Raw genomic sequence first — 13,127 nt, 5'->3', positions numbered from 1 at the left:
TTCTGCCCCCTTGCGTCGCCGAGTCGGCTCGTCATGACGAGCCGACTCGGCGCGGTTTTCGGTCAGTTCGAGCCGACTCGGCGAGGCTCGGTGGTTTCATATCCACAAAATGGAGGTTATTATCCATTTTGTGAGAACCCAGGCTCCGGTGCTCGCGCCTCTGTTCCGGTCGGAGGCGCAGGCGCTGCTGCTCTCGGAGCTGCTGCTTCCGGCCGAGGAGATGAGCATGACCGACCTCGCCGAGCGGGCCGGGCTTCCGTATCCGACGGTCCACCGCGAGGTGGCGCGGCTGCTCGACGCGGGGCTGCTCGTCGACCGCCGTGTGGGTCGGACCCGGCTGGTGAAGGGCAACGAACAGAGCCCGCTGCTGGCACCGACGCGGGAGATCCTGCTGACGGTGACCGGGCCGGTGGTGCTGCTCCGGGAGGCGCTCGAGGACATCGACGGCATCGAGTGTGCCTTCCTCTTCGGCTCGTTCGCCGCCCGTGCGAAGGGCGAGCCGGGGCCGCCGCCGAACGACATCGACCTGATGGTGATCGGCACGCCTGACGCATCGGCGGTCTACCGGGTCTGCCGGGAGGTCTCCGACAGCGTCGGGCGGATCGTGAACCCGACGATCATGAGTCCCGAGGAGGCCGAGGAGCAGACCGGGTTCCTCGAGGAGGTCCGGGCCAACCCGGTGATCGAGATCTATGGAGGAGGACCGGATGGCCCTGCCGCTGACGCCGGCGCAGCAGAAGGCAGTTGACGCACTCGTACGCTCCGGCGCCCTGCGCGCGGTGCGGCCCGACGAGAAGAAGGCCCGGGCCTTCCTCGCCGGCGCGGAGTCGGCCCTCGCCGACGTACCCAACGTCACCCGGACCGAGAACCGCTACAACCTCGCCTACAAGGCCGCCCACGATGTCGGGGAGGCCGTGCTCGCCGGCTACGGCTATAAGACGACGTACGGAGCCGGTGGTCATGTGAAGGTCGGCAGGTTCCTGGCCGCCGTCTTCGACACCCCGCCGGCGCGCGACGCGGCCGCGCACTACGACGTGATGCGCCTGGACCGCAACGCCAACAACTACCTCGGCAAGCCGGTCACGATCGCTGCCGCCGACGCCGCCGCCAAGGCTGCGCGCACCCTCTACGGAGCCGCCCTGGAGCGGCTCGCGCCATAAGGGCTGGACCGGCCCGCAAGAATGGCCGCGTGAGCGGCGAGCCAGAGGTGCGGTACGCGCAGACCAGCGACGACATCGCGATCGCGTATCAGGTCGTCGGGAGCGGGCCGGTGACGATCTGGATGCCCTCGCTCAGCAACATCCGGGCGCAGTGGCGGGTCCCCGCGCTGAGGCTGGCCTATGAGCGGCTGAGCCAGGACCTCACCCTCGTGCTCTACGACGGCCGCGGCACCGGCTCCTCGGACCGTCGGGCCGGCGACCTCGGCCTCGACGCGCACCTGCGCGACCTGGAGGCGGTCATCGAGGCGGTCGGTGCCGACCGGGTCAACCTGCTCGGCTACTACCACGCGGTCGCGGCGGCAGTGGCGTACGCAGCCGCCAACCCGCAACGTGTCGACCGGATGCTCCTGTTCGGCGGAGCGGCGCGGATGCGCGAGGCGATGAGCCCGGCCCAGACGCAGGCGCTGCTGTCGCTGGTCGAGCAGGACTGGGATCTCTTCGCCGATGCGGCCGCGACCGCGTGGCTGGGGTGGGGGTCGGGCGAGAACGCCGGCCGCGTCGCCGAGGCGTTCCGCACCGCCGCGACGCCTGCGGTCGCCCGCGACTGGTTCGCGGAGGCCGCCCGGCTGGACGTCAGCGAGCTGCTCGACCAGGTCGTCGCACCCACGCTCGTGCTGCACCGGCAGGCGGCGAGCCAGATCCCGGTCGAGGTCTCGCGCCGCCTCGCCGACGGCGTCCGCAACGGGACGCTGGTCGAGCTCGAGGGCAGTACGCCGACGCTGTTCGTCGAGGGCGGCGCCCGCGACCTCACCATGGCCAGCCGCTGGTTCCTGACCGGCGAGGTGCACCGCGGGGCCGCGCCCACCCCGGGGCCGGCGGCGGCACTGACCACGCGCGAGCACGAGGTGCTGCGGCTGATCGCCACGGGACGTACGAACGCCTCGATCGCCCGCGACCTCGGCATCACCGAGCACACCGTCGAGCGGCACGCCGCCAATCTCTATCGCAAGCTCGGCGTACGCAGCCGGGCCGAGGCCACCGCCTGGGCCATCCGCAACGGGGCGGCCTGACGGGAACCCGTCAGTTCCGCTGCGCATCTTCCGGGAAGCGGTGACCCTGTGGATCCCGGGACAGTGGAGCCATGACGACGATCACCCCGAGCAACGACTCCTGGCGGATGGCGAAGGCCACCGCCCCGATGATGCGGACCCTGGCCGGGCGCCGCCTGTTCCCGCTCTGGGCCGTGGTGCACCACCGCGGCCGCAAGACCGGGCGCGAGCTGAGCCTCCCGGTCGCGCTGCTGCACACCGAGGACGAGTTCGTGATCACTCTCCCGTGGGGTGCCGGCACCAACTGGGTCCGCAACGTGCTGGCGGCCGGCGAGTGCACGATCACCTGGAAGGGCCGCGACCATGCCGCCACCCAACCCCGGATCATGGACCGCGACGAGGCGCGCCCCTACTACGACGGCTTCTCCTGGTGGATGGTCGAGAAGGCGTTCAAGGCCGACAGTTTCCTCCTCCTGCGTCGCTGAGAGTCCACTCTGCGGCGCCGTCGCTCCGTGACGTACGCCTGTGTCTGGCAGGATCGACGCATGACGATGGAGGCTTTCGGCGAGCAGTCCTTCCCTGAGGAGCCCTTCGGCAACGAGTGGGACACCGAGCCCGGATGGCTCTCCGAGGAGGAGCTGGGCGAGACCCGCGGGCGCGTGCCCATCCTCTACGTGGAGGCGGTCCCGGTACGTGTCGATCCCGACGGCCGGGTCACCGAGGTCGGACTATTGCTGCGTGGGTCGCCCACGACCGGGACGATCACCCGGTCGCTGGTCTCGGGCCGGGTGCTGCACGGCGAGCGGATCCGGGATGCGCTGATGCGCAACCTGGAGAAGGACCTCGGCCCGGTCGCCTTTCCGACCCTGCCGCTGACCACGGTGCCGGTGACCGTCGCCGAATACTTCCCGTGGCCCGGCGAGCGCTACCAGGACCCGCGCCAGCACGCGGTCTCGCTGGTCTACGTCGTTCCCGTGACCGGCGAGTGCGAGCCGCGCCAGGACGCCCTCGAGCTGTCCTGGATGACGCCGGCCGAGGCCGCCTCCGACGCCGTCGTCGGCGACATGGAGGGCGGCCGCGGCGCGCTGCTGCGGCAGTGCCTGAGCGCGTTCGGGGCGTTGGATTGAGCCCAGCCGACGACGAGGGCAGGACGTACGCCTCGGGGGAGGGGCTCATCGAGTTCCTCGACCTGATGCGGCTGATGCGTGAGCGGTGCGTGTGGAAGTCGTCGCAGACCCACGCGTCGTTGGCGAAGTATCTGCGCGAGGAGTCCGACGAGGTGCTCGAGGCCATCGACGAGGCCGACCCCGAGCACCTCAAGGAGGAGCTCGGCGACCTGCTGCTCCAGGTCTACTTCCATGCCGCCATCGCGGAGGAGGCCGGCGAGTTCACCATGGACGACGTCATCGCCGGCCTCACCGCCAAGATGAAGCGCCGCAACCCGCATGTCTTCGGCCCCGAGGCCGCCTCCGGCCGCCGCTACACCCTCGACGAGGTAGAGAAGCTCTGGTCGGCCGCCAAGGCCGCCGAGCGCGCCCACCCCGCCGAGTAGGCGCCTACGTCGGCCGACACGTCACCTCGGTGCCGTCTCGGCCGACGGCAGCGACGCCTCGGCCGACGTACGTGACTTCTCGGCCGACGGGGGTGACCTTTCGCGGAGCCAGGGGGATGAGCATGGCCGCGAGGGCGGCGCCCAGGGCGACGAGGGTGAGGAAGCCGAAGCCGTTGATGTACCCCTGCTCGGTCGGGTAGCCCGACGGCAGGGTGTGGGCGGTGACCACGGAGGTCATGATCGCGGATCCGATGGTGCCGCCGACGGTGCGGATGTTGGCGTTCATCCCGGTGGCCACGCCGGTGTGCTCGGGCGGCACCGCGGCCACGACCGCGTTGGCGAGGTTGGCGAAGACCAGGCCCGTACCGAAGCCGGAGAGCCCAGCGGCGACGCACATCTGCCACGGCTCGTCGTGGACGAAGGCGACCATCGCCAGGGAGACCGCGGTGAGCAGCCCGCCGATGACCAGGATGCGGCGCATCCCGATGAGCTCGGCGAGCCGGGCGCTGACCAGTCCGCACAGGAACGAGGTGATGGCTGTCGGGAGCATCAGGTAGCCGGCGACGGTGACCGACGCGCCGAACCCGTAGCCGGCCGACGGCGGGGTCTGGGTCAGCTGCGGGATGAAGCCGAAGGAGGCGTACATCGCGATGCCGATCAGCAGGGCGACCAGGTTGGCGGTCCATACGCCGCGCCGTCCCATCAGACGCAGGTCGACCAGTGGCTGTCGTACGGTCCACTCGACCCGGATCCAGATGGCCAGGAGGACGACGGCAGCCCCCAGCAGCCCGATGGTGGCCGGCGAGGTCCAGCCCCACGACGGTGCCCGGCTGACACCGAGGAGCAGCGCCACCAGCCAGCCGGCGAGGAGTACGGCGGGGAGCATCGGGACCGGCTCACCGGTGCGCACCGGGGATTCGGGCACCATCCGCAGCGCCGCGATCGCGGCTCCGGCCGCGACGAGCGCAGGCAGCAGGAAGAGCGCGCGGAAGCCGAGCGTCGCGGCGACGGGACCTGCCAGTACGATCCCGGCCGCGAAGCCCATCGAGAGGAGGGACGAGGTCACCGCGATCGCGCCCGCGACGCGTTCCTTGGGCAGCTCGTCACGCAGGATCGCGAAGGCCAGCGGCAGGGTGCCGCCACCGAGCCCCTGCAGGACCCGGGCGCCGATCATGACCTCGATGCTGGGGGCCGCCGCGGCGAGGAGGGCGCCGGCGGTGAGGGCGGCCAGGCTCCACACGTACATCCGGCGCTTGCCGAAGGAGTCGCCCATCCTGCCGATGATCGGCGTCGCGACCGAGGCCGAGAGCAGGAACGCGGTCAGGATCCAGGACGCTGTCGCCTGGTCGGTCTCCAGCTCGGTCTGGATCAGCGGCATCGTCGGCACCGAGACCGACTGCAGCAAGGAGTAGGAGCAGACGCCGATGGCGACGATGGCGAAGGTCAGGCGGGGGCGGGTGCGGGGCGTTGGCATCGCCGCAAAGTTTAGCTTGGCTAACTGTATTCTCTGAACCATTTCACCCGTGACCGCAGCCACGTGGTCGACGAAGGCAGAGGTGCTCGCCTGCCGTGACGGCAAGCGAGCGCCTCGTAGGAGCGGATCAGCGGGTCAGGCCCACTTCACGGCGGCCTCGGTCTCCACGCGGGGGAGCCGGTCGAACCACGGGTTCTCGCCCGGGTGGCCGATGTTGACGATCATCTTGGTGGTCCAGTCGCCCTCGGGGAAGAACTCCTTGTCGACGCCCGCGGTGTCGTAGCCCGCGATCGGGCCGGCGGCGAGCCCGGCCGCGCGGACGGCGAGGATGAAGGCACCCGCCTGCAGGCCGGCGGACCAGCCGCCGGCGCCGTGCCGGGCGGCCTCGTCGGCGTCGAAGTAGTCCTTCATCTCCGGGCGGATCGGGAAGACGTTCGGGATCTCCTCGTGCCAGTTGTTGTCGTAGGCGACGATCGCGGTCGCCGGAGCAGCCTTGGTCTTCTCGACGTTGCCCTCGGCGATGTGGGGGAGCAGGCGCTCCTTGCCCTCGCCCGTGCGGACGAACACGACGCGCAGCGGCTGGGTGTTGGCCATCGTCGGAGTCCAGCGGGTGAGCTCCCAGACGTCGGCGAGCTCTTCGTCGGTGACGGGCGTCTCGGCGAAGGTGTTGGACGTCCGGGCACCGGTGAAGACGATCTGGCGGCCGCGGTCGTCCAGCTTCTCGAGGATGGTGGTCTCAAGGGCAGTGGTCTCGGTCATGTCGCTCTGAACTCCGTGGTTACTAGGATTATTCCGGTTACTTCGAAAATAGTAGTTCCTCAGTATTCAGGCAACTCCTGTACGCTGGGAGGCATGCCCGCGACGAAGCCCGCACACGATCCGCAGGTGTGCAATGCCGCGCTCGTGCGGGCCTTCGACTTCCTCGGCAAGCGCTGGAACGGCGTGATCCTCGGCAGCCTGACCCAGGGCCCGCTCGGCTTCGCGGAGCTCAAGCGGGCGGTGGCGGGCATCAGCGACTCGATGCTCTCCGAGCGGCTCAGCGAGCTGGCGGGCCTGGGCCTGCTCGCCCGCGAGGTCGACCCGGGCCCGCCGGTGGCCGTCCGCTACGCGCTCACCGGATCGGGTGCCGCGCTCGCGCCGACCCTCGGCGCGCTCACCGAGTGGGCCGGAACGCACCTGCCGGCCGGCGACTGCTCCGAGGACTGACCACCCCTACTGTCCGGTTAACGTTCCAATCGCCAGGCCCATCCGGCCGAGTAATAGGCTGACGGACGACACCCCGTCCCTGAGACCCAGGAGTAGTTCAGTGGCATCGATCGACGCCGTAGGCGCCCGCGAGATCCTCGATTCGCGAGGCAACCCGACTGTGGAAGTTGAGGTCGTCCTCGACGACGGCACCTTCGCCCGGGCCCAGGTGCCCAGTGGCGCCTCGACCGGAGCCTTCGAGGCCGTCGAGCTGCGCGACGGCGGCGAGCGCTACGGCGGCAAGGGTGTGCAGAACGCCGTCACCGCCGTCGTGGAGACCCTCGCGCCGGCGATCGAGGGCTTCGACGCCGACGACCAGCGCGCCATCGACCAGGCGATGATCGAGGCCGACGCGACCCCCAACAAGGCCAAGGCCGGCGCCAACGCGATCCTCGGGGTCTCGCTCGCGGTCGCGAAGGCCGCCGCCGACTCGGCGGGTCTCTCCCTGTTCCGCTACGTCGGTGGCCCCAACGCCCACGTCCTCCCGGTGCCGATGCTCAACATCCTCAACGGCGGCTCCCACGCGGACTCCAACGTGGACATCCAGGAGTTCATGATCGCGCCGATCGGCGCGCCGACCTTCGCCGAGGCGCTGCGCACCGGCGCCGAGGTCTACCACGCGCTCAAGTCCGTGCTGAAGGAGAAGGGCCTGGCCACCGGCCTCGGTGACGAGGGTGGCTTCGCGCCCAACCTCGAGTCCAACCGCGCCGCCCTCGACCTGATCGCCGAGGCGATCGGCAAGGCCGGTTACGAGCTCGGCAAGGACGTCGTGCTCGCGCTCGACGTGGCCGCCTCAGAGTTCTACGAGGATGGCGCCTACCTCTTCGAGGGTGCGAAGAAGACCGCCGAGGAGATGACCGCCTACTACGCGGAGCTCGTCGCGGCCTACCCGATCGTCTCCATCGAGGACCCCCTCGACGAGGAGGACTGGGACGGCTGGAAGGCGATCACGGACGCCATCGGTGACAAGACCCAGCTCGTCGGCGACGACCTGTTCGTCACCAACGTCGAGCGCCTCGCCCGAGGCATCGAGGGCGGTCAGGGCAACGCGCTGCTGGTCAAGGTCAACCAGATCGGCACGCTCACCGAGACCCTCGACGCCGTCGACATGGCGCACCGGGCCGGCTTCAAGACGATGATGTCCCACCGCTCCGGCGAGACCGAGGACACCACCATCGCCGACCTCGCCGTCGCTGTCGGCTCCGGCCAGATCAAGACCGGCGCCCCGGCCCGCTCCGAGCGCGTCGCGAAGTACAACCAGCTCCTCCGCATCGAGGACGAGCTCGGCGAGGCTGCCCGCTACGCCGGCGCCTCCGCCTTCCCGCGCTACCAGGCCTGACCCAGCGCCGAGTCGGCGCATCCTGACACGATTCCCTGCCGAGTCGGCGCGTCATGACGCGCCGACTCGGCGAGGTTTGACGTCAGGATGCGCCGACTCGCTGGACTCGGATGGGAGGATGAGCGACGTGGCAACGCAGGGACCCGGTCAGAGCAAGCGCATTCAACGATCCCGCGGCCCGCAGGGGCCGGGGCGACGGCCGCGTGCTCCCCTCCCCGTACGTCAGGGGTCGATGAGCGGCATCGACGCGCTGCGCAAGCGGCTGCGCCGGCCCAAGCTCACCGGCCGGGCGATGATGATCATCGTCGTGGCCGCGGTGATGGTGATCTCCTACGCCTCCTCGCTGCGCGCCTACCTCGAGCAGCGCCACGACATCAACGCCCTCCAGACCGAGATCGCCGAGCGCAAGCAACACATCAAGCAGCTCGAGGAGCAGACCCGTCGCTGGGAGGACCCCGCCTACGTCCAGCAGCAGGCCCGGGAGCGGTTCGGGTTCGTGATGCCTGGGGAGACGGCGTACGTCGCCCTCGACGAGAACGGCGAGCGGATCCAGACCGAGCCGGAGCTGACCGACCCCGGCAAGGTGGGCAGTGCGGAGCAGCCGAAGGCGTGGTGGGACGATGCGTGGGGTTCCGTGCTGCTGGCCGGTGACCCACCGGAGCAGACAGGAGACGGGCCGGAGTCGGAGATCGACCCGCCCAAGCAGAAGAAGGACTGAAGACATGGCGATCGATCCCAAGGACGTGGCCGCGATCACGGCACAGCTGGGACGCGAGCCACGGGGGATCCACGAGGTCGGGCACCGCTGCCCGTGCTCGCTGCCCGATGTGGTGACCACCGAGCCGCGGCTGCCCAACGGCACGCCGTTCCCGACGACCTTCTACCTCACCTGCCCGCGTGCCGCCTCGAAGATCGGCACCCTCGAGGGCACCCACGTGATGAAGGACATGGAGGCGCGGCTGGCGGAGGACGAGGAGCTCGCCGCCGCGTACGCCAAGGCCCACGAGGCCTATCTCGAGGCGCGTTACGAGCTCGGCGACCCGCCCGAGATCCACGGCATCTCCGCAGGTGGGATGCCCAACCGGGTCAAGTGCCTGCACGTTCTCGCCGGCCAGGCGCTCGCCCAGGGCCCCGGCGTCAACCCGCTCGGCGACGAGGTGCTCGAGCGCCTCGGCGAGTGGTGGAAGTCCGGCCCGTGCGTGGACCTCGACCTCGAGGACGAGGAGCAGTGACCCGGTGACCAAGGTCGCTGCCATCGACTGCGGGACCAACACGATCAAGCTGCTGATCGCGACGGTCACCGCCGACGGCCTGACCGAGGACGTACGCGAGGCCCGCATGGTCCGCCTCGGCCAGGACATCGACCGCACCGGTGTGTTCGCGGAAGAGGCTCTGCAGCGCGCCTTCGTGGCCATCGACGAGTACGCGGCGCTGATCCGCGAGCACGGTGTCGAGAAGGTGCGCTTCGTGGCCACCTCGGCCACCAGGGACGCCGCCAACGCGGCGACCTTCATCGACGGCGTACGCGATCGTCTGGGGGTCACACCGGAGGTCGTCACCGGGGCGGAGGAGGCGGCGCTCTCCTTCGGCGGCGCGGTCCGCAACCTGCGCGGCACCCCGGAGCCGCCGGTGCTGGTGATCGACATCGGCGGCGGGTCCACCGAGCTGATCCTCGGCGACGGGCCGACGCCGAGCGTCGACGCGGCGGACAGCATGGACATCGGGTCGGTGCGCCTCCACGAGCGTCACCTGCGCTCCGACCCGCCCACGCGGGAGGAGATCGAGGCCTGCGTACGCGACATCGACGCCCACCTCGACGACTGCCCCGTCGACCCGGCCACCGCCAACACCGTCGTCGCCGTCGGCGGCACCATGATCCAGTTGGCCATGGGGCTGCTCGAGCTGACTGCGTACGACCGCACCGCCACCGACCACGCCGAGGTCGCCCCCGACGACGTCCACCGGCTCGTCGACCGCCTGCTGGCGATGACCGTCGACGAGCGGCTGGCCCTTCCCTGGATGCACCCCGGCCGGGCCGACGTGATCGCCGCCGGCGGGGTGATCCTCAGCCGGATCCTGAAGCGCTCGCGGGCCGAGTCTCTGCTCGTCTCCGAGTCCGACATCCTCGACGGAATTGCCTGGTCCGTTAGAGACTAGGCATGTCGGGGGACTTGATCTTGTGTTTGACGCCTAGGTTTGGGTTCACCGGCGTACCCATCAAACAGAACCAAAAGCTGTCTCTCGGAAGGTCAAGAAGTGAAAAAGCTCATCCTGCTTGCCATCGCCGCCGTTGGTGTCGGCGTGCTGGTCAAGAACAAGTCTGAGCAGCTGAAGGCCGGCGCCAACAAGGTCACCCACGACCCGCGCGTCCAGTCGGCCCTCGCGACCGCCTCGGAGAAGGCGGCGCCCATCAAGGAGAAGGCTGCTCCCTATGCCGAGGCCGCCAAGGCCAAGGCCGGTCCCTATGCCGCCACGGTGAAGGAGAAGGCCAGTCCGTACGCGGAGCAGGCCAAGGAGAAGGTCTCGGCCGCGGCCGGTGTCGCCTCCGACAAGCTGCACCGCAACGGCTCCACCACCCCGGAGTCCACCCCGAAGGCCCCGGAATCGCCCACTGACTCGTCCTCGAGCAGCGAGTACGGCGGCTACCCGCCGGCCCCGCCGGCTCCGGCGACGCCGTCCGCTCCGCAGGCCGGAGTCACCGGTGACCCGCTCACCGACCCGATCGCCCCGGCCGACCCGTACGCCGCCGAGGTCCCGCCGCCCCCGCCGGCCGACCCCGACCAGACGTCCTACGACGACCTGGGCGGTGGCGACACGGCGGTCAAGCCCACCTCGGAGGGCACGCCCGAGTTCGCTCCCGAACCGGTCGATTCTCCCGAGGAGGAGAAGGACAAGTGGTTCCGCGGCTGAGCTGCGGCTAGAAGAAGTCCATCTGGGTCACCCGCGGTCCGCCATCGGCGGGCCGCGGGTGACAATGGTTCGGTGACCATCCACGCCATCACCGTCCTGGGACACGACCGCCCGGGGATCATCGCAGACACCACCGCCCGCCTGGCCGGACTCGGACTCAACCTCGAGGACTCGACGATGACTCGGCTCCGCGGTCACTTCGCGATGACGCTGCTCTGCGCAGGAGAGGCGACCACCGAGGCCATCCGCGCCGATCTCGAGCCGATCGCGGCCGACGGCACCCTGACGGTCACCGTCTATGAGCTCCCCGAGGAGCAGGCTCCGGCCGGAGCCGGTCAGCTCTTCGTGCTCTCCGTCCACGGCGGTGACCGCCCGGGCATCGTCTCCACGGTGACCGCCGAGATCGCCGCCGTCGGCGGCAACATCACCGATCTGACCACCCGTCTCTCCGGGGACCTCTATGTCGTCGTCGCCGAGCTCGAGCTGCCGGCGGACGCCGATGTCGCCGTCCTCGAGGCGTCGATCAAGCGGGTCACGCAGGAGCTCGGCGTCGACGCCACCCTGCGGCCGATCGAGGCCGACGACCTGTGACCAACGAACGAGTGCTCGCCTGGACCGAGGCCGAGCTGGGTGTCGAGGGCAAGGTCCTCGAGGTCGTACGCGCCCCCGCCCAGGTCCTCTCCGTACCCGGCAAGGACGTCGACCCCGCCGCCCCCGAGACCGTCCAGCTCGCCGCCGACCTGATCGCCACGATGCGGGTCTCGCCGGGTTGTGTCGGTCTGGCCGCCGACCAGGTCGGGGTCTCGGCCCGGATCTTCTGTGTCGACGTCTCCACCCACGTCAAGACCAAGACCCACCACGGGACGTACGTCCTGTGCAACGCCGAGGTCGTCGAGGCCAGCCGCAACGAGAAGGCGCGCGAGGGCTGCATGTCCGTCCCCGACCTGACCGGCGACGTGAAGCGGGCCTCCAGGCTGAAGGTACGCGGCCAGCTCCCGGTCACCGGCGAGACCGTCGAGATCGTCACCGACGCCTTCGAGGCGCGCTGCCTGCAGCACGAGATCGACCACACCAACGGCCTGCTCTTCATCGACCGCGTCGCGGGGGCTCACGCGCTGCACCAGCGCCAGACGTACTTGTGACGCTAAGGTCGGCCGAGCGCCCCGGTATCCCAATCGGTCAGAGGACGGCGTCTTAAAAACGCTTCAGTGTGGGTTCGAGTCCCACCCGGGGCACTCTTGGCGTTCCCGGAACCTCAGGGTTCTCCCGGACGTTGAGTGAGACACAGGGCCGGTACGCTGGCCACAGGAGCCGCCACCGTGGCGGGACCTTTCCAGTCGCTTTCGAGGAGTGACCCCCAGATGCAGAGCAACAACCCGGTGTTCCGTAGGGCAGAGGGCTTCGGGCAGCCGTCGCAGAACGCCTACGGCAACGCGACCTACGGTGGCAACGGCGCTTCGTACGCCGGCTACGGGCAGGACCCGAGCCAGTGGTCGACCGGGGGCCCGCAGGCTCCGACCACGGGCGCCCCCATGACGATCGACTCGGTGGTGCAGAAGGGTGCGATCACGCTCGGCGTGGTCTTCCTCGCCGCCATCGCGACGTGGATCATGACCCCCGATGTCACCTCCGACGCCAACCTCGCGCCGCTCTACCTGGCCGCGACCCTCGGCGCCGGTGCGGCGTTCATCCTGTCCCTGGTCAACTCGTTCAAGCGCGTGGTCAGCCCGGCGCTGGTCCTCGCCTTCGCCCTCGCCGAGGGCATCGCCCTGGGCGCCCTGAGCAAGACCTTCGACGCCTTGTTCGGTGGCGGCATCGTCGTCCAGGCCGTGATCGGCACCTTCGCCGCGTTCGCCGGCACGCTGGCTGCGTACAAGTTCTTCAACATCAAGGTCGGCAACAAGTTCCGCACCTTCGTGATCGCCGCGATGTTCGGCATGGTGGGTCTGAGCCTGATGGAGCTCGTGCTCGGCATGTTCGGCGCCAGCTTCGGCCTCTTCGGCTTCGGCACGCTCGGCATGATCACCGCCATCGCCGGCCTCGCGCTCGGTGTGTTCATGCTGATCCTCGACTTCGACCAGATCGAGCAGGGCGTCCGCGCCCAGCTCCCTGAGCGTGAGTCGTGGCGCGCCGTCTTCGGCCTGACCGTCAGCCTCGTCTGGATCTACACCAACCTGCTCCGCCTCCTGGCGATCTTCCAGCAGGACTGATCGCCCGCAGCGGGTGAGCTTGCGAACCCGCGAAGCGGGTCGAGACCCGGGTCGCTGACAAGCAACAACCGCCCCGTGCCGACAAGGCGCGGGGCGGTCCTCGTTTTCGCTGGTCGAGCCGCCGGAGCCGCTAGGCGGAGGCGTGGGGGGGCCCACAACGAACAAAAGAGCCCGGCGGGGCGCGGGGT

The 13,127-nt window shown here is 69.9% G+C and carries 17 protein-coding genes and 1 tRNA gene; 16 read left to right on the top strand and 2 right to left on the bottom strand.

Annotation, left to right across the window (positions count from 1 at the left end):
- The first annotated feature begins 130 nt into the window (after positions 1 to 130).
- The 6 genes from ABZ796_RS27065 to ABZ796_RS27040 all read left to right on the top strand — a co-directional run bounded on the left by ABZ796_RS27065 (position 131) and on the right by ABZ796_RS27040 (position 3,761).
- Positions 131 to 748 carry a helix-turn-helix domain-containing protein gene (locus tag ABZ796_RS27065; RefSeq protein ID WP_357341226.1) on the top strand — a complete coding sequence of 206 codons (618 nt, stop codon included), beginning with the start codon at positions 131 to 133 and terminating at the stop codon, positions 746 to 748.
- Entirely contained in the window at positions 708 to 1,160 is a 453-nt protein-coding gene (locus tag ABZ796_RS27060; protein ID WP_357341225.1) for a hypothetical protein, read from the top strand. Before ABZ796_RS27065 ends, ABZ796_RS27060 begins: the two co-directional genes overlap by 41 nt.
- A gap of 29 nt (positions 1,161 to 1,189) precedes the next feature.
- Positions 1,190 to 2,230 carry an alpha/beta fold hydrolase gene (locus ABZ796_RS27055; protein WP_357341224.1) on the top strand — a complete coding sequence of 347 codons (1,041 nt, stop codon included), beginning with the start codon at positions 1,190 to 1,192 and terminating at the stop codon, positions 2,228 to 2,230.
- A 71-nt stretch (positions 2,231 to 2,301) separates the two neighbouring features.
- The gene (locus ABZ796_RS27050; protein WP_357341223.1) at positions 2,302 to 2,694 is read left to right on the top strand and encodes a nitroreductase/quinone reductase family protein; all 393 of its coding nucleotides are present in this window, start codon (positions 2,302 to 2,304) and stop codon (positions 2,692 to 2,694) included.
- A 60-nt stretch (positions 2,695 to 2,754) separates the two neighbouring features.
- On the top strand, positions 2,755 to 3,336 hold the full coding sequence (locus ABZ796_RS27045; protein ID WP_357341221.1) for an NUDIX hydrolase family protein: 582 nt from the start codon (positions 2,755 to 2,757) through the stop codon (positions 3,334 to 3,336).
- Positions 3,333 to 3,761, top strand: a complete 429-nt coding sequence (locus ABZ796_RS27040) for a MazG nucleotide pyrophosphohydrolase domain-containing protein (RefSeq protein ID WP_357341219.1) — start codon at positions 3,333 to 3,335, stop codon at positions 3,759 to 3,761. Before ABZ796_RS27045 ends, ABZ796_RS27040 begins: the two co-directional genes overlap by 4 nt.
- A 4-nt stretch (positions 3,762 to 3,765) precedes the next feature.
- Here ABZ796_RS27040 and ABZ796_RS27035 read toward each other — a convergent pair whose 3' ends face one another.
- Positions 3,766 to 5,235: an MFS transporter gene (locus ABZ796_RS27035; protein ID WP_357341217.1), complete on the bottom strand. Its 1,470-nt coding sequence runs from the start codon at positions 5,233 to 5,235 to the stop codon at positions 3,766 to 3,768.
- A gap of 135 nt (positions 5,236 to 5,370) precedes the next feature.
- Positions 5,371 to 5,994 (bottom strand): malonic semialdehyde reductase, encoded by a 624-nt coding sequence (locus ABZ796_RS27030; protein WP_357341216.1) that lies wholly within the window; start codon positions 5,992 to 5,994, stop codon positions 5,371 to 5,373.
- A gap of 93 nt (positions 5,995 to 6,087) precedes the next feature.
- Between ABZ796_RS27030 and ABZ796_RS27025 the strand changes: the two genes are divergently transcribed.
- From ABZ796_RS27025 to ABZ796_RS26980, 10 genes are all read left to right on the top strand, one after another.
- The gene (locus ABZ796_RS27025) at positions 6,088 to 6,441 is read left to right on the top strand and encodes a helix-turn-helix domain-containing protein (protein WP_196875275.1); all 354 of its coding nucleotides are present in this window, start codon (positions 6,088 to 6,090) and stop codon (positions 6,439 to 6,441) included.
- Positions 6,442 to 6,541: 100 nt separating this feature from the next.
- Entirely contained in the window at positions 6,542 to 7,819 is a 1,278-nt protein-coding gene (gene eno / locus ABZ796_RS27020; RefSeq protein ID WP_091050554.1) for a phosphopyruvate hydratase, read from the top strand.
- A gap of 232 nt (positions 7,820 to 8,051) precedes the next feature.
- Positions 8,052 to 8,537, top strand: coding sequence for a septum formation initiator family protein (locus ABZ796_RS27015; protein WP_357341214.1), 486 nt, complete (start codon positions 8,052 to 8,054; stop codon positions 8,535 to 8,537).
- A 4-nt stretch (positions 8,538 to 8,541) separates the two neighbouring features.
- Positions 8,542 to 9,051, top strand: coding sequence for a DUF501 domain-containing protein (locus ABZ796_RS27010; protein WP_357341212.1), 510 nt, complete (start codon positions 8,542 to 8,544; stop codon positions 9,049 to 9,051).
- Between the two features lie 4 nt (positions 9,052 to 9,055).
- Entirely contained in the window at positions 9,056 to 9,976 is a 921-nt protein-coding gene (locus ABZ796_RS27005; RefSeq protein ID WP_357341210.1) for a Ppx/GppA phosphatase family protein, read from the top strand.
- A gap of 99 nt (positions 9,977 to 10,075) precedes the next feature.
- Positions 10,076 to 10,729: a hypothetical protein gene (locus ABZ796_RS27000; protein ID WP_357341209.1), complete on the top strand. Its 654-nt coding sequence runs from the start codon at positions 10,076 to 10,078 to the stop codon at positions 10,727 to 10,729.
- A 72-nt stretch (positions 10,730 to 10,801) separates the two neighbouring features.
- Positions 10,802 to 11,320: an ACT domain-containing protein gene (locus ABZ796_RS26995; protein WP_357341207.1), complete on the top strand. Its 519-nt coding sequence runs from the start codon at positions 10,802 to 10,804 to the stop codon at positions 11,318 to 11,320.
- Positions 11,317 to 11,871, top strand: coding sequence for a peptide deformylase (gene def / locus ABZ796_RS26990; protein WP_357341205.1), 555 nt, complete (start codon positions 11,317 to 11,319; stop codon positions 11,869 to 11,871). The genes ABZ796_RS26995 and def overlap by 4 nt, the downstream gene beginning before the upstream one ends.
- Before the next feature lie 18 nt (positions 11,872 to 11,889).
- Positions 11,890 to 11,964: transfer RNA gene (locus ABZ796_RS26985), tRNA-Leu, on the top strand.
- A 126-nt stretch (positions 11,965 to 12,090) separates the two neighbouring features.
- A complete protein-coding gene (locus tag ABZ796_RS26980) occupies positions 12,091 to 12,939 on the top strand; it encodes a Bax inhibitor-1/YccA family protein (RefSeq protein ID WP_357341204.1) in 849 nt (282 codons plus the stop codon).
- The last annotated feature ends 188 nt before the right edge of the window (positions 12,940 to 13,127 follow it).

Origin of the sequence: Nocardioides sp. NPDC047086, from assembly GCF_040643685.1 — a bacterium.
Taxonomy (GTDB): domain Bacteria; phylum Actinomycetota; class Actinomycetes; order Propionibacteriales; family Nocardioidaceae; genus Nocardioides.
Note: the sequence above shows the minus strand (reverse complement) of the source record. Positions and strands in the feature narration are given on the sequence as shown.

Bases quoted from the DNA above. Each gene is read 5' to 3' on its own strand.
- ABZ796_RS26980 (WP_357341204.1), top strand. From the start codon at position 12,091: ATGCAGAGCAACAACCCGGTGTTCCGTAGGGCAGAGGGCTTCGGGCAG.
- ABZ796_RS27015 (WP_357341214.1), top strand. From the start codon at position 8,052: ATGAGCGGCATCGACGCGCTGCGCAAGCGGCTGCGCCGGCCCAAGCTC.
- ABZ796_RS27060 (WP_357341225.1), top strand. From the start codon at position 708: ATGGCCCTGCCGCTGACGCCGGCGCAGCAGAAGGCAGTTGACGCACTC.
- ABZ796_RS27030 (WP_357341216.1), bottom strand. From the start codon at position 5,994: ATGACCGAGACCACTGCCCTTGAGACCACCATCCTCGAGAAGCTGGAC.
- ABZ796_RS27050 (WP_357341223.1), top strand. From the start codon at position 2,302: ATGACGACGATCACCCCGAGCAACGACTCCTGGCGGATGGCGAAGGCC.
- ABZ796_RS27010 (WP_357341212.1), top strand. From the start codon at position 8,542: ATGGCGATCGATCCCAAGGACGTGGCCGCGATCACGGCACAGCTGGGA.
- ABZ796_RS27025 (WP_196875275.1), top strand. From the start codon at position 6,088: ATGCCCGCGACGAAGCCCGCACACGATCCGCAGGTGTGCAATGCCGCG.
- ABZ796_RS27045 (WP_357341221.1), top strand. From the start codon at position 2,755: ATGACGATGGAGGCTTTCGGCGAGCAGTCCTTCCCTGAGGAGCCCTTC.
- ABZ796_RS27035 (WP_357341217.1), bottom strand. From the start codon at position 5,235: ATGCCAACGCCCCGCACCCGCCCCCGCCTGACCTTCGCCATCGTCGCC.